An 18,895-nucleotide genomic window follows, 5' to 3' on the forward strand; every position below is an offset into this window, starting at 1 on the left:
TAAGCCCCTCTCCCGCGTGCGGGAGAGGGGCGCGCGCAGCAGTGAGGCTCACCGGTCTTCAGTCACTCGCTGACCTGCGGCTCCGCCTGGAACCGGCGCGCATAGCCGCGCTCCTGCGCGACCCGCTCGACCTCACCGTCGGCAAGGTCCGGTGCCGCATACACCGCATAGACCGTATCGTTCTGCCGCAAGCCGACGTGGTGCAAGCGGTAACGCGAGTGGCCGCTGCCGGTGTCGGGCGGGTAATGGCGCGGCGGCGTGCCGTCGTCGAGATCGAGTTCGCTGTTGTCGACGGTGCCGCCGATGAAAAGGGCTCGCATCGTGGGTCGCTCCTTGGGCTGGACGATGTTCCATCCTCGCGGTCGCGGCGTTGCGTGGCGATGAAGCCGCTGTTGCGCAGCCGCAACGACGCCGCAGCGCGAACGCGCCGACGACGATCACTCGCCCGGCGAGAGGTGGCCGGAAAACACCCGGTGCCGCGGGTGCAGGCGCAACCATAAGGTCTGCGCCAGCAACAACACGGCGATCGCCACCGCGCCCCAGGCGGCGATCTGCGCGCCATGCAAGACCGACCCGGATTGTTCGACGTAGACGCCGGCCAGGCCCCACAGCGCGGCGATCGTATAGCCGGCGTTGCCGCGCATGCGCGCGTTCAACAGCAACAGCAGCGCGGCGGCTGCGGCCAGCAGCACCAGGCTCCAGGCCAGCATGTCGTCGGTCGGCAACAGGCGATAGGCGACGATCACCTGGGCGGTGTTCAGGAACGCGGCCAGGCTGAGCCAGCCGGCATGTAAGGAGATCGGGAACTTGGCCCAGGCGATCTGCCCGGGCAGGGGGTGGCTGTCGCGCGACAGCAGCACCGCGCAGCGGGCCAGGCAGGCCAGAGCCAGCCAGATCACCGCCAAGGCCAGCCAGAACCACTGTTGGGAGAAGATCGGCATCCACAGCGCGGTCAGGGTGAAGCCGGCGGCTGCGGCCGGGCGCAGCCGGCGCAGGCTGTCGGCGCTGCGATAGCGCCCGCGCAGCTGCCAGAAGGCGAAGATCAGGTCGCCGAGGAAGATCGGGCCCCAGATCGCGAAGGCGTAGCCGGCCGCGACCAGCAGGGTGGGGTAGCGGTCGGAGATCGTGCCGTTGTCGGGGCCGAACACGCCCTGTTGGGAAAACCAGGCCACCGCGGGCATCAACAGGGCCGCAATCAGGACGGGCAGGCGCATGAGGCATGCATTCCGTTGGATGCGATGCCGACACCCTAGCGCGGTCGCGCGTAAAATCCGTGCGATGACCGCCATTCAGAATTACCCGCATGCGCGTTGACCGCTCCGACGACGCGCTCGACACCCTCTTCCAGCCCCTCGCCGACGGCGTGCTGCGCTGGCCCGAACAGGGCGGCGCGCTGTTCCTGCACGCGCGCGACGGCATCGGCCTGCGTCAGCAGCCGCGCCCCGGCCTGGTCTGCGAACAGGGCTTCAAGCCCGAAGTCGACGCCTTGCACCGCGCCGGCCTGGACACAGTCGACCTGGACACGCTCGACCCGGCCCGGCGCTTCCCGCTGGTGCTGGTGCTGCCGCCGCGCCAGCGAGACGAGGCGCGCGCGCTGTTCGCCCAGGCGATCGCGCGCACCGCACCCGGCGGGCGCGTGCTCGCCTGCATGCGCAACGACGAGGGCGCGCGTTCCGGCGAGACCGACCTGGGGCGCATCGCCGGCCCGGTCGGCAGCCTGTCCAAGCGCAAATGCCGCGCGTTCTGGACCGCACCGCTGGACGGCGCGGCCGATCCTGCCCAGGCCGCGGCCTGGGCGGCGTTCGACGCGCCGCGCGAGATCCTCGGCGGCCGCTTCGTCAGCCGCCCCGGGGTGTTCGCCTGGGACCGCATCGACACCGCATCGGCCTTGCTCGCGGCGCACCTGCCGAGCGATCTGCGCGGCCGCGCCGCCGATCTCGGCGCCGGCTACGGCTATCTTTCGGCCGAATTGTTGGCGCGCTGCCCCGGCATCGTCGCCGTGGACCTGTACGAAGCGCAGGCGCGCGCGCTGGCACTGGCGCGGACCAATCTGTCGCGCGTGGCGACGACGGCCGAGCTCGAATTCCACTGGCACGACGTCACCGCCGGCCTCGACCGCGGTTACGACGTGATCGTCAGCAACCCGCCGTTCCACGGCCAGGGCCGCGACGAGCGCCCCGACCTGGGCCGCCGCTTCATCGCCGTCGCCGCCGAAGCGTTGAACCCCGGCGGCCGCTTGTGGCTGGTGGCGAACCGCCATCTGCCCTACGAATCGGTGCTCGACGAACGCTTCGGCCAGGTCCGCATCGTCGCCCAGCGCGGCGGCTTCAAGGTCGTCGAAGCGGTCAAGCATTCGAAGGCTCAGGGCAAGGCGCGCGCATGAAACTGGTCAAGCTGATCGCTAACCTGGGCTATGGCAGCCGCAAGGACGTCACCGCGATGTTCCGTTCCGGCCGCATCACCGATGCGCAGGGCGAGGTGCTGTACGCCGACGACAAGGTCGCCCACGAGGCGATCCGCCTCGACGGCGAGCCGCTCGATCCGCCGGCCGGCCTGACCCTGCTGTTGCACAAGCCGGTCGGTTACACCTGCTCGACCAAGGACCCCGGACGCATCGTCTACGACTTGCTGCCGCCGCGTTTTCGCGCGCGTTCGCCGTTGTTGTCCTCGGTCGGCCGGCTCGACCGCGAGACCAGCGGCCTGCTGTTGTTCACCGACGACGGCGGTCTGCTGCATCGGATCGTGTCGCCGAAGGCGCAGCTGGCCAAGGTCTACGAGGCCACGCTGGCCGCCGATCTGCGCGGCGACGAGGGCGCGATCTTCGCCAGCGGCGAGCTGATGCTGGAGTCGGAACAGACGCCGTTGGCGCCGGCCGTGCTCGACGTGGTCGCCCCGCGCCAGGCTCGCCTGACTCTGACCGAAGGCCGCTACCACCAGGTGCGGCGCATGTTCGCCGCGGTCGGCAACCATGTCGAAGCCCTGCACCGCAGCCGCATCGGCGGCTTGTCGCTGGGCGATCTGCCGAGCGGGCAATGGCGCAGGCTGGACGCGTCCGATATCGAGACCTTGTTCCGTGGTTGAGTCCGGATTGCCGCCGATCGATTTCGTCCCCGATGCGGTGTTGTTCGACATGGACGGCCTGATGCTGGACAGCGAGCGCGCGATGCTCGAGACCTGGCGCGCCGCCGCGGTGGAGGAGTCGATCGAAGCCGACGACGCGCTGTGGCTGAGCATGGTCGGCATGCACGATCGCGCCAGCCACGCGATGCTCGCCGAGCGCCTCGGCGCCGACACGGCCTTGCGCCTGCGCGACGCCGGCGACCGCCTCTACGACGCGCGCGTCGCCGCCGGCCTGCCGCTCAAGAGCGGTTTGATCGACTTGCTGGACCTGCTCGATGCGCACGATATCCCGAAGGCGGTCGCGACCTCGACCCGTCGCGAACGCGCGCTGGCGAAGCTGACTTCGAGCGGCCTGATCGAGCGGTTCGCGGTGATCGTCACCGGCAGCGACGTCGAGCATCCGAAGCCGGCGCCGGACATCTATCTGTTGGCTGCACGGCAGCTCGGCGTCGATCCGCGCCGTTGCCTGGTGCTGGAAGATTCCGAGCCCGGCGTGCGCGCCGCGCTCGCCGCCGGCGCAACGCCGATCCAGGTGCCCGACCTGGTCCCGCCGCGCGCGGAATTGCGCGGCCTGGGGCACCGCATCGCCGAGTCGCTGGTGCAGGCGCGCGTTTTGCTGGATAGGGCGCTGGGCGCGCGCGCGGCGGCTGCGGGCTAAGCGCGGGCTGGTCGGGCTGGTGTAGGGCAAGAGCAACTCCCGCCCTGGCCCCCCCCTTTGCAAAAGGGGGGAAGTGCTTCCGGGCAGGTGCTCTTCGCCATCGGATGTATCCGTCGCTCGCGGACTTTCAAGCCGATGCGAACGTGCTAGCCGTGGCGAGCGGCCCCGAGTCTGCAACCTGCCAGCGAATCCATACATTAAGTCGCGCTGGCTGTTCCTCCCTTTGGAAAAGGGGGGAAGGGGGATTTGCTCTGCTCTGCCCGTCGCCCCTGCCGTCCACCGAGCGTTAGCCAATCAACCCGCCATCAGCTTGCGCCAGCCCTCCAGGCCGAGCTTTTCCAAGGTCGCCAGATTGCGTTCGACGATCACGTCCGGATCGGGGAAGGCCGCGACCGCGCGTTCGACGCTGGCTTCGCGCAACAGGTGCAAGGTCGGGTAAGGCGAGCGGTTGGTGCAGTTGCCGACATCGTCGTAGGCGGTGTCGGCGAACTGATAGTCCGGGTGGAAGCTGGCGACCTGGATCTCGCCTTCCAGGTCCAAGGCCGCGACGACGCCATCGGCCAGTTCCAGGAAATCGTTGAAGTCCAGGAACTCGTTCAAGACGTGCGGATGGATCAGCACGGTAGTGTCGATCAGCTCCGGGTCGCTCTGCTCCAGCAGCACCAGCTCCGAGGCCAGCTCTTCCAGCAGGGCTTCGGTGGTCGTGGCCTCGCTGAGGACGAAACGCACCTGGCCCTTGGCCAGCACCGCCTTGGCGAAGGGGCACAGGTTCAGGCCGATCACTGCGCGCTCCAGCCAGCGCCGGGTCGCCGCGATCGGGTCGTCGCCGGACGGGGCCATCGCGCTCATCTCAGTCGCGGAAGTTGTCGAACTGCAGCGGGCGCTCGAATTCGCCGCCCTTGAGCAGTGCCATCACCGCCTGCAGGTCGTCGCGCTTCTTGCCGGTGACGCGCAGCTTGTCGCCGTTGATCTGGGTCTCGACCTTGAGCTTGGCGTCCTTGATGGTTGCGGCGATCTTCTTCGCCAGCTTTTGCTCGATGCCCTGCTGGACGGTGATCTTCTGGCGCGCGCGGGCCAGGTTGGTCTCGACGTCGCCGAATTCCAGGCAACGGGCGTCGATGTTGCGCGCGATCAGGCGCGCACGCAGGATCTGGGTCATCTGCTCGAGCTGGAATTCGCTCGGCGCCGACTGGGTGATGCTCTTGTCGTCGAGGACGAACTCGGCATCGACGCCCTTGAAATCGAAACGGTTGCCGAGTTCGCGGTTGGCTTGGTCGACCGCATTGGTGAGTTCGTGGGTGTCGACTTCGGACACGACGTCGAAGGAAGGCATGGCACACTCGCTGGGGGGAGAACCGGCAAAGGGTAACGCAAGCGCGGGGGCGATATGCACTGTTGCGGCGGGCCGACGCCCCGCTCATCGGGGCGCCGATAAACTCCGTTCACCCGTTTCCAGGATCCGACCTCATGCACAAAACCGCCGCCTTCGCCGCCGTCGATGCGCGCACGCCGCTGGCTCCGTTCTCGATCGAGCGCCGCGAGCCGGGCCCGAACGAGGTCCTGATCGACATTCTCTATTGCGGCGTCTGCCATTCCGACATTCACCAGGCCCGCGACGAGTGGGGCGGTTCGGCCTTCCCGATGGTGCCGGGTCACGAAATCGTCGGCCGGGTCGCCCGGCTCGGCGCCAACGTCAAGAGCTTCCAGCTCGGCGACGCGGTCGGCGTCGGCTGTTTCGTCGATTCGTGCCGCGAATGCCCGCAGTGCCGGGCCGGCGAGGAGCAGTACTGCGACCAGGGCATGACCGGCACCTACAACTCGCGCGAGCGCGGCACCGGGGCGCCGACCTACGGCGGCTATTCGACCCGCATCACCGTCGACCAGGACTACGTGCTGCACATTCCCGAGTCGATTCCGCTGGATCGCGCCGCGCCGCTGTTGTGCGCCGGCATCACCACCTACTCGCCGTTGAAGCATTACGGGGTCAAGGCCGGCGACGAAGTCGCGGTGGTCGGCCTCGGCGGCCTGGGCCATATGGCGGTCAAGATCGCGGTGGCGATGGGCGCGCGGGTGACCGTGCTGAGCACCTCCGAGTCCAAGCGCGAGGCGGCGCTGGCGCTGGGAGCGCAGGCCTTCGCCGCCACCCGCGACAAGGCGACCTTCAAGACGCTGTCGCGTTCCTTCGATTTCATCATCGACTCGGTGTCCGGCGATCACGATTACAACGCCTACCTGGGCCTGTTGAAGTTCGACGGCACCATGGTCCTGCTGGGCATTCCGGAAACGCCGTCGACGGTCGCCGCGGGCGCGCTGATCATGCAGCGGCGCAAGCTCGGCGGTTCGCTGATAGGCGGCATCCGCGAAACCCAGGAAATGCTGGATTTCTGCGCCGAACACGGCGTGGCCTCGGACATCGAGCTGATCGACATCGCCCAGATCAACGAGGCCTACGAACGCATGATCAAGGGCGATGTGCGCTACCGCTTCGTCATCGACATCGCCAGTCTGGGCCAGGCGGCCTGAGGCGAGCCCGGGACGGCCGCCGAACCGCGGCCGTCGCTCTCGACTTCGTCGTCCCCAGCACGACCGCCTTCTCGATTCCGTCATCCCCGCGAAGGCGGGGATCCAGGGCTCGTCCGAGTAGAGCGCTGAAGTCTCTACGTCTGCGGCCCGGCCAGGGCGCATCGCACCCTGGCGTTCACGGCCGTGCGAGCCGGTGGCTCGCACCCACGTCCGCTCACCCCCGCCTATGCGGGGATGACGGGCAAAAAGTGAGCGCTCCAAGCCTCATGGGGTTACGAGGTGAGGTCGCCATCCCCATGCCGCCTCCTTCGCGCGGCCTTGGCCCGGCCTGCCGCTAAGCTGCGGCCATGCCCCTGTTGCTGCTGATTCCGCTGGCCTTGCTCCTCCTGCTGATGCTGTGGGCGGTGCTGTTGCCGCTCGGGCTGATCCAGCGCTATCGCTACGGCAAGGCCCGGCGCCGGGCCCTGCCGTGGGCGGTGCGGCTGGCGGCGGCCTTGTCGCTGCTGTCGCTGCTGATCTTCTTCGTCAGCGCCTGGCTGGTCGGCTACTGGATCGCCGATGCGCCGCTGTATGCCGCGCTCGGCTGGGGCGCAGGCCTGTTGCTCGGTCTGCTTGGCGTCTGCCTGACCCGCTTCGAGTACGAGGCCCAGAGCCTGTACTACACACCGAACCGCTGGCTGATCCTGGGCCTGACCCTGGTGGTCGCAGCGCGGATCGTGTTCGGCCTGTGGCAGGCCGCGCATGGCTGGAGCGACCATGCCAGTTGGTTGCCGCGGCAAGGCAGCCTGCTCGCGGTGGGCGGCCTGCTGCTGGGCTACTACCAGGCCTACAGCGTGGGGCTCGGACGCCGGCTGCGTCGGCGCGGCTGATCCTGCTCTGCCGCGGCTGGCTCTGTCGGCGCCGGCCCGGGCGGCATCGTCCCGGTCTCATCGCGTCCGCCGTCGGCCGGATGACGCGCGCAGGCGCGCCGGGCAAGATAGACGGTCCCGCTTCGATCGGCCGACATGTCCTTCTCGTCACACCACCGCTTCCTGTCCTGCGCCCGGCACGCCGCTTGCGCCGGCCTGCGCTCGTCATGAGCGTGGCGCATCCGCATCGCCGTCGCGCGATGGCGACCATGCTGGTCGCGGTGGTGATGTTCTCGATCATGGACGCGCTGCTGAAGCTGCTGTCGGCGCACTACCAACCCTTCCAGGTCGCCGCGCTGCGCGGCGCGTCCTCGCTGCCGTTCGTGCTGACCTGGGCGCTGGCCAGCGGCGGGCTGAAGCCTCTGTTGCGGGTGCGCTGGTCGCTGCATCTGCTGCGCGGCGTGCTCGGCATCGGCATGATGGCGACCTTCGTCTACGGCGTGCATCGGTTGCCGCTGTCGACGACGTATTCGATCTTCTTCATCGCGCCTTTGCTGATCACCGCGCTGTCCGGGCCGATCCTCGGCGAACGGGTCGGGCCGCGGCGCTGGGTCGCGATCGGCATCGGCCTGATCGGCGTGCTGGTACTGCTGCGGCCGAGCGGCGAGGGCATGCTGAGTCTGGCCGCGCTGGCGGTGTTGGCCGCGGCGTTGGGCTATGCGGTCAGCGCTATTACCGTGCGCCTGCTGTCGCGCACCGACAGCACCCAGGCGATGATGGTCTGGCTGATGGTGATGTTGACCCTCGGCGCCGGCGCCCTGGCCTTGCCTGCGTGGGCGCCGATCCGCGGCGAAGACCTGTGGCTGATCGCCGGCCTCGGCGTCGCCGGTTCGATCGGGCAATACGCGGTCACCGAAGCCTTCCGCCTCGGCGAGGCCTCGCTGATCGCGCCGCTGGAGTACACGGCCTTGATCTGGGGCGTATTGCTCGACCTCAGCTTGTGGGGCGTATTGCCCGATTCGACGACCTGGATCGGCGCCGCCATCATCGTCGCCAGCGGGCTGTATTTGCTGCGCCGCGAACGCGTCCACGTCGAGGCCGAACATCCCTGAGCGCGGTGCCGTTCTGGCCGAGGCTCACCGAAACTCCTGCTGTCTCACCCAAGGCACCGCAGCGCAGCGCTTTCGCCGCAGCGCGCCATGACGATTTCTTCGCCACGGCGTAGTGTCGAGGGGTAGTCAGGGGGAGAGCCACGATGACCTCGCTCGTCCACGCGCCGGGAGCGCCGTGTTGGTTCGAGTTGGCGACCGACGGCCAGGTCGCGGCCGAGGCGTTCTATTGTGCTTTGTTCGGTTGGACCATCGAACGCACCCCGATGCCGGACAGCAGTCCGTACACGATCTTCAAGCTCGACGGCCACGACGTCGCCGGCGCCTACAGCCTGGTGCCCGGCGCCTGGCCGGGGCCGGACGGCAGCAGCGTGCCGCATTGGGGCGTGTATTTCCGCGCCGCCGACTGCGACACCGTCGCCAAGCGCGCCGTCGCGCTGGGCGGGCGTTTGATCGCCGCGCCGTTCGAGCTCATGGAGCATGTACGCATGGCGGTGTGCAGCGATCCGGAAGGCGTCGCCTTCCTGCTCGCCCAGCAGCGCGCGCATCCCGGCGTCGACCGCCTCGGCGTCGACAACGCCGTGTGCTGGGCCGAACTGGCCACGCGCGACCTCGACCGCGCCGAAGCCTATTACCGGCGCTTGTTCGGTTGGCGCATGCAGGCGCAGCCGGCCGCGGCGAGCGGCTACCGGGTGTTTTCCGACGATCGGCGCAGGCTCGGCGGCCTAATGCAGATGGGACCGGAGTGGGGCGACATGGCACCGCATTGGTCGATCTATCTGCAGGTGCGCGATGTCGATGCCTGCGTCGCGCGCGCGGTGGCGCTCGGCGGTCGCGTCCTGCTGGCGCCGTTCGACGCCGGCGCCGACCGCATCGCGCGCCTGAGCGATCCGAGCGGGGCCGCGTTCTACCTGATCCGCGTGGCCGATCCGCAGACCTTCGCCTGAGCGTTGGCGACGACAACGCACCGAGCGATAGCGGTCGAAACGACAACGGGCTCCCGAAGGAGCCCGTTGGGTGTTGCGTAACGATGCGATCAGGCGATCAGAAGCGTGCGCCGACGCCGATACCGACGGTCACCGGGTTCAGCTCGGCTTCGCCGACCTTGAGGCCGTTGAGCTTCACGTCCGACTTGCCCTGCATGTAGCGCACGTCGGCGCGGGCGAACCAGGTCGGGGTGATGTTGAGGTCGACGCCGGCGGTCGCCATCGCGCCCTTGGCGTTCTCGACGCCCAGGCGCTGGCCGGCGATCGGGGTCTCGTTGCTGTAGTTGGCTTCGTAGTAGCCCAGGCCCAGGAACGGACGCACGGTGCTGTCGGCGGTACGGAAGTGGTACTGGCCGCTCAGCGCGATGGGCTGCGAATCGACGCTGCCGATCTTGCCGCCGCCGGCGTTGACGCGGTGACCGAACTTGTCGGCCGAACCCCACGCCTCGATGGCGATGTTGTCGTTGATGTAGTAGCTGGCGCTGAGCGTGGCCGCGCCTTCACCGTCGAGATCGGTGCGTACGCCGCCGATCAGCGGGTTCTTGGTCGGCTGGCTGAGCGCGTAACCGCCGACGACGGCGAAGCGCTTGCCGCTCGCGGTGTCGGTGGTGGTGGAATCCTGAGCGAAGGCGGCCGGGGCAAAGGCCATGGCGCCCATCAGGGCAAGGGTCAAATGACGAAAGCGCATCATGGAGATATCTCCTGTTGTTGTGTTGTGTCGATGCCTTGGGGGAGGCGAGGCGCAAGATAGCCATGCACGCATGAACCGAACTTGCCGCGCGAACGCGGGTGAAGGAACTTTCACGCGAGCATCGTGTTAGACACGTGTTTTCAAGGGAAAAATGAACAAAATGAACCGTGCGCGACTTGCATGAACCTGCGTTCATCTCGTAATGCATGCACGCGAAAAATCGTCGCTTGCGAGCGCTGTCAATGCGCAGGAATTCATCGCAGATCGCACGCGCCACAAGGGTTTCGCGTGTTCGTCGCGACCGATGAACGATGTCGCGCGGCGCTGGCGCGTTCGTTGTCGACGCGGGCGCCGAGCGATCGGATTGCGCAAAGCCGCCGCATCGCCATGCCATGCTTGCTTCTCTGCATGAGCGATCGGCGAACCGGTGCGTTCCATGCCGGGAACGCAATGCACACCCGTATCGGTGCATTTGCGCGGCGATCGGCCTGGATCGGCGCAGAGCAGGCGACCCGTCCGCCGATCCAACCGCCGATCCAACCGCCACAGCCGGCAAGGCCAACGGCCATGACGAAGGTCACGCCGCCCATCGGCACGGGCCGGCGCGGCGGCGCTGCGGCATCCTGAACGCACTCCACCGTCGAGGACCCGACGATGCGCCCGTCCCACACGTTCCGACTGACCGCCCTGGCCGCACTGACGCTGGCCTGCGGTTCGAGTTTCGCCTCCAACATCCATGTCGACGCCAGTTGCGAAATCGACAGCGGCTATTTCCTGACCCTCAACGAGCGCAGCCTGATCCTGACCCGCGAGAGCGGCGAGCCGAAGGCCATCGTGATGCGCCAGGGGCGTTTGTTCGTCGACGACCGCTGGATCGCGCTCGACGCCGCCGACGCGCGCCGCCTGGCCGAGTTCGAACGCGGCACCCGCGCGGCCATGCCGGAAGCGCAGCTGATCGGCCGGGAAGCGGCGGGCATCGCCTTCACCGCGCTCGGTGAGGTCGCCGCGGCGTTGGGCAACCATCCCGAGCGCACCCGCGCCCATGTCGAGAAGGCGCGCCAGCAGCTCGACGCCCGTCTGAGCCGGGTGATCACCCCGACCCACTTTAGTGGCAAGGCGCTCGGCGACGGCATCGGCGATGCGCTCGGCGACACCCTGCCGACGGTGATCGGCGAGGTCGTCGGCGGCGCGGTCACCGCCGCCTTCAGCGGCGATGTCGGCCGTCTGCAGAAGCTCGACGACCTGGATGCCAGGATCGAAGCCGCGGTGCAGCCGCGCGCCGACGCGCTCGGACGCCGCGCCGAAGGCCTGTGCCGGCAGATGCGCGCGCTCGATGTACTCGAGGACGCACTGGAATACCGCTACCAGGGCCAGCCGCTGGATCTGTTGCAGGTCGAGTCGACGCCGGCCAAGTCGGGCAAATCCGCCAAGCCGTGACCGGCGCACGGCAGTACTGGGGCGTACGCTGACACCGCCGGTGTGCGTCCCGGTGCCGCTTAGGCCTTTAGTGGGTATTGGCCGGCAACGCGGTTGGCGTGACCGCCTGCAACCGCCACAATAGGGTTTTCGCGCATTGCGGAGCCCCACGAAATGGCTGAGCTGAAGGAAGCACGCGTCCCCGACATCGGCGACTACGACGGCGTACCCGTCATCGAACTGCTGGTCGCGGTCGGCGACACGGTCACCCAGGACCAGGGACTGGTGACGCTGGAATCGGACAAGGCCACGATGGAAGTGCCGGCACCGTTCGCCGGCGTGGTGCGCGAGCTCAAGGTCAAGATCGGCGACCAACTCGCCGAAGGCAGCGTGGTCGCGCTGATCGAACCCACCGAAGGGGAAGCCAAAGCAGCGCCTGCTTCGCCGCAAGAGCCGGCAAAACCCGCCGCGCCCGCAGCTGCGGCACCCGCTCCTGCCAAAGCCGAAGCCCCGGTCGCAGCGAAGGCCGAAGCCCCGGCCGCGCCTGCCGCAACCCCTGCAGCGATCCCCGGCGCCAACGCCGGCACCGACCCCGAAGCGATGCCGCCGCGCACCCCGCCGGTGGCGTTCACCGCCGACGAACTCATGCCCGACAAGGTGCCGTACGCGAGCCCGGCGGTGCGTCTGTTCGCACGCGAGCTCGGCGTCGACCTGGGTCGAGTCAGCGGCAGCGCACGCGGCGGCCGCATCAGCAAGGAAGACGTGCAGTCCTTCGTCAAGGGCGTGATGCAGGGCGGCGGCGCGGTCGCCGCGACCGGCGGCGCGCCGGCCTCGAACGGCGGCGGCCTCAACCTGTTGCCGTGGCCGAAGGTCGACTTCAGCAAGTTCGGCGAGACCGAGACGGTCGCGCTGTCGCGCATCAAGAAGCTTTCCGGCGCCAACCTCGCGCGCAACTGGGCGATGATCCCGCACGTCACCCAGCACGACGATGCCGACATCACCGAGCTCGAAGCGCTGCGCGTCGCGCTCAACAAGGAGAACGAGAAGTCGGGCATGAAGCTGACCATGCTCGCCTTCCTGATGAAGGCCAGCGTGGCCGCGCTGAAGAAGTACCCCGACTTCAACGCCTCGCTCGATGCCTCCGGCGAAAACCTGACCCTCAAGAAGTATTTCCACATCGGCTTCGCCGCCGACACCCCGAACGGCCTGGTGGTTCCGGTGGTGCGCGACTGCGACAAGAAGGGCGTGCTGCAGATCGCCAAGGAAACCGGCGAGCTCGCCGCCAAGGCGCGCGACGGCAAGCTGGGGCCGGCCGACATGAGCGGCGGTTGCTTCTCGATCAGCTCGCTCGGCGGCATCGGCGGCACCTCGTTCACGCCGATCGTCAACGCGCCGGAAGTCGCCATCCTCGGCGTGTCCAAGTCGGCGACCAAGCCGGTCTGGGACGGCAAGCAGTTCGTGCCGCGCCTGCTCCTGCCGCTGTCGCTGTCCTACGACCACCGCGTCATCGACGGCGCCGCCGCCGCGCGCTTCACCGCCTACCTGGCGCAGTTGCTGGCCGATCTGCGCCGCGTGCTGTTGTAAGCGCGGCACGCGTCGGCGATGGCTTCCCGTTTAGGTTCCGTAGTGCGTATCGCGTCGCTGCCGTCATCGGCGGCGGCGCGGAGCAGGCTACCGTGCCAGGCCGCCATGCCGATTTCGCCCGACGCCGGCGATGCCGCCGCGATGCGCTCCGGTCCACGACCGGGACACGTCATTGCGGCCGCGCCGGCCTCGCAAGCTCCACGCCCCGACGCCCGCTGTTCTCCATAGGATTTCCCGCCGTAATGAGCCGCATACCGAACGTCTCCGCTCCACGCCGTCTTGGCCGCATCGGCCTGATCGCCTTGCTGCTGGCCGCTCCGTTGGCTCATGCCGCCGATGGCTGCCAAGTGTCCCTGGGCCGCGGTTGGCCGCCGGCTACCGAAAACCACGGCTCGGCGGTCGAGCAACTGCTCGCGGCCAAGGCCGAGCCTGGCCTGCGTCTGACCTATCTGCCGGCGCGCGGCGTCGAGAGCGGCCTGATGCTGATTCCGGGCGAGAGCGCTTGGACCCTGCGCCACGCCACCGCCAGCGAGCGTGTCGCGGCCTGGAGCTCCTCGCGCCGCAGCTCGGCGCTGGAACTGCGGGTGGACCAGGAAGTCGAGAACGAAGAGGCGCCGATGCCGGCCGCTCTGGCCCAGCGCCTGGTCGCGAGCTGGAAGCGCGCGCTGTCGACGCTGGCGCCGGAAGGCAAGGCCGCCGAGTTCCACGAGCAGGACCAGTTGATCTTCGTCGTCGACGGCCTGCGCATCAGCGGCGTGCGCCCCGATTGCGGGCCGGGCGAATCGATCATGGAACAGGTCGGCCTGATGACCGAGGCGGCGAACGAAAGCGAGTCCAAGCGCGAGCGCCGCTGGCGCGCGCTGGAAGAATCGCTGGACGAATTGGACAAGCGTCTGGCCGAAGCCGCATCGGCGCCGGCGAGCTGATCCGGCGTACGCGCCGCCCCATGCCAGGCCGTCGCGCTGCGATGGCCGCCCCCACGACGGACGCTTCGAGCGCGCCGTCGGCCCGAGATAGAACAAAGGACGCAGCGTCATGGCCAACAACATCGAAGTGAAGGTTCCCGACATCGGCGGCTACGACGACGTGCCGGTGATCGAATTGCTGGTCGCCGTCGGCGATACGGTGAAGAAAGACCAGGGCCTGGTCACGCTGGAATCGGACAAGGCGACGATGGAAGTGCCCTCGTCGGCCGACGGCGTGGTCAAGTCGATCAGCGTCAAGATCGGCGACAAGGTCTCCGAGGGCGCGGTGATCGCGATCCTCGAAGCCGAAGGCGCAGGCGAGGCGCCGAAGCCGGCCGCGGACAACAGCGCAGCGGCGCCGGCCGAAGCGCCGAAGCCCGCTGCCGCTGCGGCTCCCGCTGCGGCAGCAACGGCAACGGCAAGCAGCGCACCCGCGCCGGCCGCCGCCGCGGCGAGCGGCCGCAAGGCCGACGTCGAATGCCGCATGCTCGTGCTCGGCTCCGGCCCCGGCGGCTACACCGCCGCGTTCCGCGCCGCCGACCTCGGCCTCGACACGGTGCTGGTCGAGCGCTACGCCAGCCTCGGCGGCGTCTGCCTCAACGTCGGCTGCATTCCGTCCAAGGCGCTGCTGCATGCGGCCGCGGTCATCGACGAGGCCGAGCACGCCGGCGATTACGGCGTCAGCTTCGGCAAGCCGAGCATCGACCTGGACGCGTTGCGCAAGTACAAGGAAAAAGTGGTCGGCCAGTTGACCAAGGGCCTGGCCGGCATGGCCAAGCAGCGCAAAGTGCGCGTGGTCTCCGGCACCGGCCGCTTCGTCTCGCCCAACGAGCTGGAAGTTGCGGGCGAGGGCGGCACTCAGTTGATCCGCTTCGAGCAATGCATCATCGCCGCCGGTTCGCAGGCGGTGAAGCTCGGCAATTTCCCGTGGGACGACCAGCGCGTGATGGATTCCACCGACGCGCTGGAGCTGGCCGAGATTCCGCAGAAACTGCTGGTCGTCGGCGGCGGCATCATCGGCCTGGAAATGGCCACGGTGTACCGCGCGCTGGGCAGCGAAGTCACCGTGGTCGAGTTCATGGACCAGCTGATGCCGGGCGCCGATCCCGACCTGGTCAAGCCGCTCGCCGACCGCCTTAAGAGGCAAGGCGTGGCGGTGCATCTGAAGACCAAGGCCGCGGCCACCGAGGCGCTGAAGGAAGGCATCAAGGTGTCCTTCGAAAGCGCCGAAGCCGGCAAGGCCGCCGCGCTCGAAGCGACCGTCTACGACCGTGTGCTGGTCGCGGTGGGCCGCGCGCCGAACGGCGGCAAGATCGGCGCCGACCAGGCCGGCGTCAGCGTGACCGAACGCGGCTTTATTCCGGCCGACCGGCAGATGCGCACCAACGTGCCGCACATCTTCGCCATCGGCGATCTGGTCGGTAACCCGATGCTGGCCCACAAGGCCACCCACGAAGGCAAGCTCGCCGCCGAAGTGGCCGCCGGCGAGAAGAAAGAGTGGGTGGCGCGGGTGATTCCGTCGGTGGCCTACACCGATCCGGAAATCGCCTGGGTCGGCGTCACCGAGAGCGAGGCCAAGGCCAAGGGCCTCAAGGTCGGCATCGGCAAGTTCCCGTGGGCCGCCAGCGGCCGCGCGATCGGCATCGGCCGCACCGAGGGCTTCACCAAGCTGATCTTCGACGAAGCCACCCACCGCATCGTCGGCGGCGGCATCGTCGGCGTGCACGCCGGCGACCTGATCGCCGAGATCGGCCTGGCGATCGAGATGGGCTGCGAAGTCGCCGACATCGGCCACACCATCCACCCGCACCCGACCCTGAGCGAATCGGTCGGCATGGCCGCCGAGGTGTTCGACGGCACCATCACCGATTTGTATATCCCCAAGAAGAAGGGCTGATCAGCTCTCGGCGGGCAGCGTCGGCAGGGCGCCGCCCGCATTACGATCTGAGTTGCGGGCTAGCGATCCCAGGGTAGGAGCGGCGCAAGCCGCGACCGCGAACCGGCGGCGACCGGCGCGACCATCATGGGGCTGCGTTGTCGCGGCTTGCGCCGCTCCTGCCTTGGTCGCATCACGGCGTTCCAGATCGCTGCGCGTGCGGCGCGAATGCGCCGCACGCATGAGCAAACGCGGCCTCAGAACGAGAACGTCACGCCGGCCATCGGCCCCTTGAATCGCTGGTCCAGGCCGATCACGCCGTCGTTGCCTGCGCGCCGGGCGTCGATCTTGAACCAGTCGTAGCCGACGAAGGCGCCGATCGCCGGGGTGAAGCGGTATTCGACCAGGGCGTTGGCGCGGCTGATGTCGCCTTCGTAATCGCCGAAATCGCCCCAATCGGCGTCGAGGTACTGGCCCTGGACGACGAAGCGCCAGCGGTCGTTCGGCGACAGGGTCAGGCGCGTGCCGACCACCGGCGCATAGCCGTCTTCGCTGGAACTGGTGCGGTAGTTGTCGGCGCCGGCCTCGGCACGCAGCTTGCCTTCGAGCTTGGCGTACTCCACGCCGATCTGCAGACCCCAGCTCACCGTTTCGGTTTCGACCACGGCGTAGTCGTACATCACGCTGGCCAGTTCGAACTTGGCCTTGGCCTCGGCGAAACTGCCGGCCGGAATGGTGGTGTCGTCGTAGGAAATCGCCTCGCCGAGGGTTGCGCGTTTGCTCTTGTCGTAGCCGAAGTAGTTGAACAGCAGGCGGTTGCGCTCGCTGAAGCGGAACACGCCCTCGATGCGCGGCACGGTTTCGCGGCTGCCGAAATCGAAGTCCTGGCTGAATCGGTAGGGTTCGCCGCGGAAGGTGGTGCCGGCGCTGAGTTCGCCGCTGCCTTCGACCGACATGGCGCCCAAACGTACGGTGAAGCGATCGTCTTCGGCATGCGCGGATTGCGCGAACAAAGCGCTCGTCGCGGCCAACGCGAGCGTCAGTGGCAAAAGTTTCGGGTTCACGGGATCACTCCGTTGCGGGGGAAGCGCAGTACGGTTTGATGTACTGGCGGGTCCATGAATGCCGCGCAAGAAGTGCAGTGACGGTGAAAAAAAGCGGTGCTGACCGTTGCGGCAAAGTCGCAATGCCTCGAACGTGACCCTTGCCGCAAAAAGGCGAAGCCCCGGCGGGTCATGCCGGGGCTTCGGGGGAGCCCGCCGCTGCTTTGCCATTGACGAGGAGAGAGAGGCGGCGGGCGTTCACAGATACTGACCGGTGCTTTCGCGAAAGGTTCCGAACTTCGTCAAAGATTTCGATCAAGTCGCCAGGGCGCCCGGCGAGGCCGCGGCGCGGCGGCGTTCGATCCGCTTCCAGATCTTCTCGTGAAAGTGGAAGGCCACCGTGTTGCAGGCCGGTTCGACCAGGGCCAGCGCGCCGCCGACCCAGACGCTGCCGGTCATCAGGTAGCCCACGAGGAACGCGACCGAGAAATGCACGCAGGCAAAGCTGAGGGTCTTGCTCATGGGGATGGCCTAAATGAGAATTATTCTCAACAATACGCCTTTGCCTTCGGAAATCAAATCGACCTTTATGCTCGATACGATAGATCCCGGCTATCGATGCGGCCGCCCGCGGCGCGCGCTTTACCTGCCGGGTAATTCAACGGCCGCGCAGTGCGGGCCATAGTCGCGGCCATGAAGTTCTCCGCCGCCGCCATAGATGCCGTGTACTACCGGGCGCTGCGCACAGGTATGACCGACGCCGGTTGCCGCAACTGCGCCCGCGTTCTATACTTTTGCGGCTCTACCGGGCGCTTTGCGCCAACCCCATACCGACGAGTCCCGCGTGCACGATCCTTTGTCCGCAGGTCGCCGGTTGGCGTCGCGCGCGATTGCCTGGCAATTCGGCGCGATGGCGCTGGCTGCGCTGGCCTTCTACCCCTTCGGTGCGTCCCACGCATTGGCGGCGGCGGTCGGCGGCGGCGCGACGGTCGCTGGCAGCCTCGTGGCCGCCAGGATGGCATTGGGGGGAGGCGTGCAGCCGGCCGGGATGGTAGTGGGTCGGTTGTTGGCCGGAGTCATATTCAAATGGGTGGTGGTACTGGCGGTGCTCGGGCTCGGAATGGCCTGGTGGCGTCTACCTCCGCTTCCAATGCTGGTGGGGCTGCTGGCGGCGACGCTGGCCTTCGTACTGGCCAATCTTTTGAAACGATAAGGTGTCTTTCGTGAGTGAACAGACCGGTTCGGGCGGCCTGAACGAATACATCAAGCACCATTTGACCCACAACACCAGTGAGGTCTTTGGCAGTGAAGCGATGTCGAAGTTCAATTTCGACTCGTGGATCGTCGCTTTGGTGCTCGGCCTGCTCTTCATCCTGTGGTTCGGTCTGGCGGCACGCAAGGCCACCGCGGGCGTCCCGAGCAAGGGCCAGGCTTTCGTCGAGATCATTCTCGAATTCATCGACGGCCAGGTGAAGGACACCTTCCACGGCGACCGCCGTTCGGTGACCCCGCTGGCGCTGACCATCTTCATGTGGGTCGTGTTCATGAACACGATGGACCTGCTGCCGCTCGACCTGTTCGGCTGGCTGGTCCACGTCACCGCCGGTCCGGAAGCGGCGCACCACACGTATTTCCGCGCCGTTCCGACCGCCGACCTCAACACCACGTTCGCGATCTCGGCCTCGGTGTTCTTCATCCTGATCGGCCACGCGGTTTCGGCCAAGGGCGTCGGCGGCTTCGGCAAGGAACTGGTCACCGCGCCGTTCCACGCGCACGGCCCGATGAAGCTCGTGCTGGTGCCGGTCAACCTCGTCATGAACATCATCGAGTGGCTGGTCAAGCCGGTTTCGCTCGCGATGCGACTGTTCGGCAACATGTACGGCGGCGAGCTGGTGTTCATGCTCATCGCCGGTCTGATGGGAAGCATCTACACGTTCGTGCCCGGCGTGATCGCCAACGCGGCCTGGGCGATCTTCCACATCCTGATCATCCTGTTGCAGGCCTTCATCTTCATGATCCTCACGGTCGTCTACATCGCCGGCGCCCGCGAAAGTCATTGATCCATCGCTCGACGCG

General features: G+C 67.8%; 20 protein-coding genes. 13 read left to right on the forward strand and 7 right to left on the reverse strand.

The window, feature by feature from the left end; all coding sequences use genetic code 11:
- Positions 1 to 62: 62 nt before the first annotated feature.
- Positions 63 to 320, reverse strand: a complete 258-nt coding sequence (locus EX88_RS0106025; RefSeq protein WP_031371098.1) for a hypothetical protein — start codon at positions 318 to 320, stop codon at positions 63 to 65.
- 117 nt (positions 321 to 437) lie between these two features.
- Positions 438 to 1,214, reverse strand: a complete 777-nt coding sequence (locus tag EX88_RS0106030) for a hypothetical protein (RefSeq protein ID WP_036148153.1) — start codon at positions 1,212 to 1,214, stop codon at positions 438 to 440.
- 89 nt (positions 1,215 to 1,303) lie between these two features.
- On the opposite strand from EX88_RS0106030, the gene EX88_RS0106035 reads away from it, so the two are divergent.
- From EX88_RS0106035 to EX88_RS0106045, 3 genes are read left to right on the forward strand one after another with little or no spacing between them, the layout of a single operon-like run.
- The gene (locus EX88_RS0106035; protein WP_031371100.1) at positions 1,304 to 2,383 is read left to right on the forward strand and encodes a class I SAM-dependent methyltransferase; all 1,080 of its coding nucleotides are present in this window, start codon (positions 1,304 to 1,306) and stop codon (positions 2,381 to 2,383) included.
- The gene (locus EX88_RS0106040) at positions 2,380 to 3,081 is read left to right on the forward strand and encodes a pseudouridine synthase (RefSeq protein WP_031371101.1); all 702 of its coding nucleotides are present in this window, start codon (positions 2,380 to 2,382) and stop codon (positions 3,079 to 3,081) included. Before EX88_RS0106035 ends, EX88_RS0106040 begins: the two co-directional genes overlap by 4 nt.
- Positions 3,074 to 3,778, forward strand: a complete 705-nt coding sequence (locus EX88_RS0106045) for an HAD family hydrolase (RefSeq protein WP_036148155.1) — start codon at positions 3,074 to 3,076, stop codon at positions 3,776 to 3,778. Before EX88_RS0106040 ends, EX88_RS0106045 begins: the two co-directional genes overlap by 8 nt.
- Before the next feature lie 294 nt (positions 3,779 to 4,072).
- Here EX88_RS0106045 and EX88_RS0106050 read toward each other — a convergent pair whose 3' ends face one another.
- Positions 4,073 to 4,627: a DUF1415 domain-containing protein gene (locus tag EX88_RS0106050; RefSeq protein ID WP_031371103.1), complete on the reverse strand. Its 555-nt coding sequence runs from the start codon at positions 4,625 to 4,627 to the stop codon at positions 4,073 to 4,075.
- A gap of 1 nt (position 4,628) precedes the next feature.
- The gene (locus tag EX88_RS0106055) at positions 4,629 to 5,111 is read right to left on the reverse strand and encodes a YajQ family cyclic di-GMP-binding protein (protein WP_031371104.1); all 483 of its coding nucleotides are present in this window, start codon (positions 5,109 to 5,111) and stop codon (positions 4,629 to 4,631) included.
- Positions 5,112 to 5,245: 134 nt separating this feature from the next.
- Between EX88_RS0106055 and EX88_RS0106060 the strand changes: the two genes are divergently transcribed.
- From EX88_RS0106060 to EX88_RS0106075, 4 genes are all read left to right on the forward strand, one after another.
- On the forward strand, positions 5,246 to 6,301 hold the full coding sequence (locus EX88_RS0106060) for an NAD(P)-dependent alcohol dehydrogenase (protein WP_031371105.1): 1,056 nt from the start codon (positions 5,246 to 5,248) through the stop codon (positions 6,299 to 6,301).
- 347 nt (positions 6,302 to 6,648) lie between these two features.
- On the forward strand, positions 6,649 to 7,170 hold the full coding sequence (locus EX88_RS0106065; protein ID WP_031371106.1) for a hypothetical protein: 522 nt from the start codon (positions 6,649 to 6,651) through the stop codon (positions 7,168 to 7,170).
- A 206-nt stretch (positions 7,171 to 7,376) separates the two neighbouring features.
- Complete coding sequence (locus tag EX88_RS0106070; RefSeq protein WP_036148157.1) at positions 7,377 to 8,261, forward strand: DMT family transporter; 885 nt, start codon at positions 7,377 to 7,379, stop codon at positions 8,259 to 8,261.
- Positions 8,262 to 8,404: 143 nt separating this feature from the next.
- Positions 8,405 to 9,205 (forward strand): VOC family protein, encoded by an 801-nt coding sequence (locus tag EX88_RS0106075; protein ID WP_031371108.1) that lies wholly within the window; start codon positions 8,405 to 8,407, stop codon positions 9,203 to 9,205.
- Positions 9,206 to 9,302: 97 nt separating this feature from the next.
- Here EX88_RS0106075 and EX88_RS0106080 read toward each other — a convergent pair whose 3' ends face one another.
- Complete coding sequence (locus EX88_RS0106080) at positions 9,303 to 9,935, reverse strand: OmpW/AlkL family protein (protein ID WP_031371109.1); 633 nt, start codon at positions 9,933 to 9,935, stop codon at positions 9,303 to 9,305.
- 654 nt (positions 9,936 to 10,589) lie between these two features.
- Here EX88_RS0106080 and EX88_RS0106085 point away from each other — a divergent pair.
- From EX88_RS0106085 to lpdA, 4 genes are all read left to right on the forward strand, one after another.
- A complete protein-coding gene (locus tag EX88_RS0106085) occupies positions 10,590 to 11,372 on the forward strand; it encodes a DUF2884 family protein (RefSeq protein WP_031371110.1) in 783 nt (260 codons plus the stop codon).
- Between the two features lie 153 nt (positions 11,373 to 11,525).
- Complete coding sequence (locus EX88_RS0106090) at positions 11,526 to 12,935, forward strand: dihydrolipoyllysine-residue acetyltransferase (RefSeq protein ID WP_031371111.1); 1,410 nt, start codon at positions 11,526 to 11,528, stop codon at positions 12,933 to 12,935.
- Positions 12,936 to 13,177: 242 nt separating this feature from the next.
- Positions 13,178 to 13,861 (forward strand): hypothetical protein, encoded by a 684-nt coding sequence (locus tag EX88_RS0106095; protein ID WP_152566119.1) that lies wholly within the window; start codon positions 13,178 to 13,180, stop codon positions 13,859 to 13,861.
- A gap of 109 nt (positions 13,862 to 13,970) precedes the next feature.
- Entirely contained in the window at positions 13,971 to 15,797 is a 1,827-nt protein-coding gene (gene lpdA, locus EX88_RS0106100) for a dihydrolipoyl dehydrogenase (RefSeq protein WP_031371113.1), read from the forward strand.
- Positions 15,798 to 16,033: 236 nt separating this feature from the next.
- On the opposite strand, the gene EX88_RS0106105 is transcribed toward lpdA, so the two are convergent.
- Entirely contained in the window at positions 16,034 to 16,840 is an 807-nt protein-coding gene (locus EX88_RS0106105; RefSeq protein ID WP_031371114.1) for a hypothetical protein, read from the reverse strand.
- Between the two features lie 294 nt (positions 16,841 to 17,134).
- Positions 17,135 to 17,341 (reverse strand): DUF2061 domain-containing protein, encoded by a 207-nt coding sequence (locus tag EX88_RS0106110; RefSeq protein ID WP_031371115.1) that lies wholly within the window; start codon positions 17,339 to 17,341, stop codon positions 17,135 to 17,137.
- Positions 17,342 to 17,663: 322 nt separating this feature from the next.
- Here EX88_RS0106110 and EX88_RS0106115 point away from each other — a divergent pair, with 322 nt between their 5' ends.
- Positions 17,664 to 18,032: a hypothetical protein gene (locus EX88_RS0106115; protein ID WP_031371116.1), complete on the forward strand. Its 369-nt coding sequence runs from the start codon at positions 17,664 to 17,666 to the stop codon at positions 18,030 to 18,032.
- A 10-nt stretch (positions 18,033 to 18,042) separates the two neighbouring features.
- Positions 18,043 to 18,879 carry a F0F1 ATP synthase subunit A gene (atpB, locus tag EX88_RS0106120; protein ID WP_031371117.1) on the forward strand — a complete coding sequence of 279 codons (837 nt, stop codon included), beginning with the start codon at positions 18,043 to 18,045 and terminating at the stop codon, positions 18,877 to 18,879.
- Positions 18,880 to 18,895 lie beyond the last annotated feature (16 nt).

It is taken from the genome of Lysobacter antibioticus, assembly GCF_000731095.1.
Lineage (GTDB): Bacteria > Pseudomonadota > Gammaproteobacteria > Xanthomonadales > Xanthomonadaceae > Lysobacter > Lysobacter antibioticus_B.

What these genes read in the sequence shown, in the direction of transcription:
- EX88_RS0106025 (WP_031371098.1), bottom strand. Translation starts at nt 320, where the DNA reads ATGCGAGCCCTTTTCATCGGCGGCACCGTCGACAACAGCGAACTCGAT.
- EX88_RS0106030 (WP_036148153.1), bottom strand. Translation starts at nt 1,214, where the DNA reads ATGCGCCTGCCCGTCCTGATTGCGGCCCTGTTGATGCCCGCGGTGGCC.
- EX88_RS0106035 (WP_031371100.1), top strand. Translation starts at nt 1,304, where the DNA reads ATGCGCGTTGACCGCTCCGACGACGCGCTCGACACCCTCTTCCAGCCC.
- EX88_RS0106040 (WP_031371101.1), top strand. Translation starts at nt 2,380, where the DNA reads ATGAAACTGGTCAAGCTGATCGCTAACCTGGGCTATGGCAGCCGCAAG.
- EX88_RS0106050 (WP_031371103.1), bottom strand. Translation starts at nt 4,627, where the DNA reads ATGAGCGCGATGGCCCCGTCCGGCGACGACCCGATCGCGGCGACCCGG.
- EX88_RS0106055 (WP_031371104.1), bottom strand. Translation starts at nt 5,111, where the DNA reads ATGCCTTCCTTCGACGTCGTGTCCGAAGTCGACACCCACGAACTCACC.
- EX88_RS0106060 (WP_031371105.1), top strand. Translation starts at nt 5,246, where the DNA reads ATGCACAAAACCGCCGCCTTCGCCGCCGTCGATGCGCGCACGCCGCTG.
- EX88_RS0106065 (WP_031371106.1), top strand. Translation starts at nt 6,649, where the DNA reads ATGCCCCTGTTGCTGCTGATTCCGCTGGCCTTGCTCCTCCTGCTGATG.
- EX88_RS0106070 (WP_036148157.1), top strand. Translation starts at nt 7,377, where the DNA reads ATGAGCGTGGCGCATCCGCATCGCCGTCGCGCGATGGCGACCATGCTG.
- EX88_RS0106075 (WP_031371108.1), top strand. Translation starts at nt 8,405, where the DNA reads ATGACCTCGCTCGTCCACGCGCCGGGAGCGCCGTGTTGGTTCGAGTTG.
- EX88_RS0106080 (WP_031371109.1), bottom strand. Translation starts at nt 9,935, where the DNA reads ATGATGCGCTTTCGTCATTTGACCCTTGCCCTGATGGGCGCCATGGCC.
- EX88_RS0106085 (WP_031371110.1), top strand. Translation starts at nt 10,590, where the DNA reads ATGCGCCCGTCCCACACGTTCCGACTGACCGCCCTGGCCGCACTGACG.
- EX88_RS0106090 (WP_031371111.1), top strand. Translation starts at nt 11,526, where the DNA reads ATGGCTGAGCTGAAGGAAGCACGCGTCCCCGACATCGGCGACTACGAC.
- EX88_RS0106095 (WP_152566119.1), top strand. Translation starts at nt 13,178, where the DNA reads ATGAGCCGCATACCGAACGTCTCCGCTCCACGCCGTCTTGGCCGCATC.
- lpdA (WP_031371113.1), top strand. Translation starts at nt 13,971, where the DNA reads ATGGCCAACAACATCGAAGTGAAGGTTCCCGACATCGGCGGCTACGAC.
- EX88_RS0106110 (WP_031371115.1), bottom strand. Translation starts at nt 17,341, where the DNA reads ATGAGCAAGACCCTCAGCTTTGCCTGCGTGCATTTCTCGGTCGCGTTC.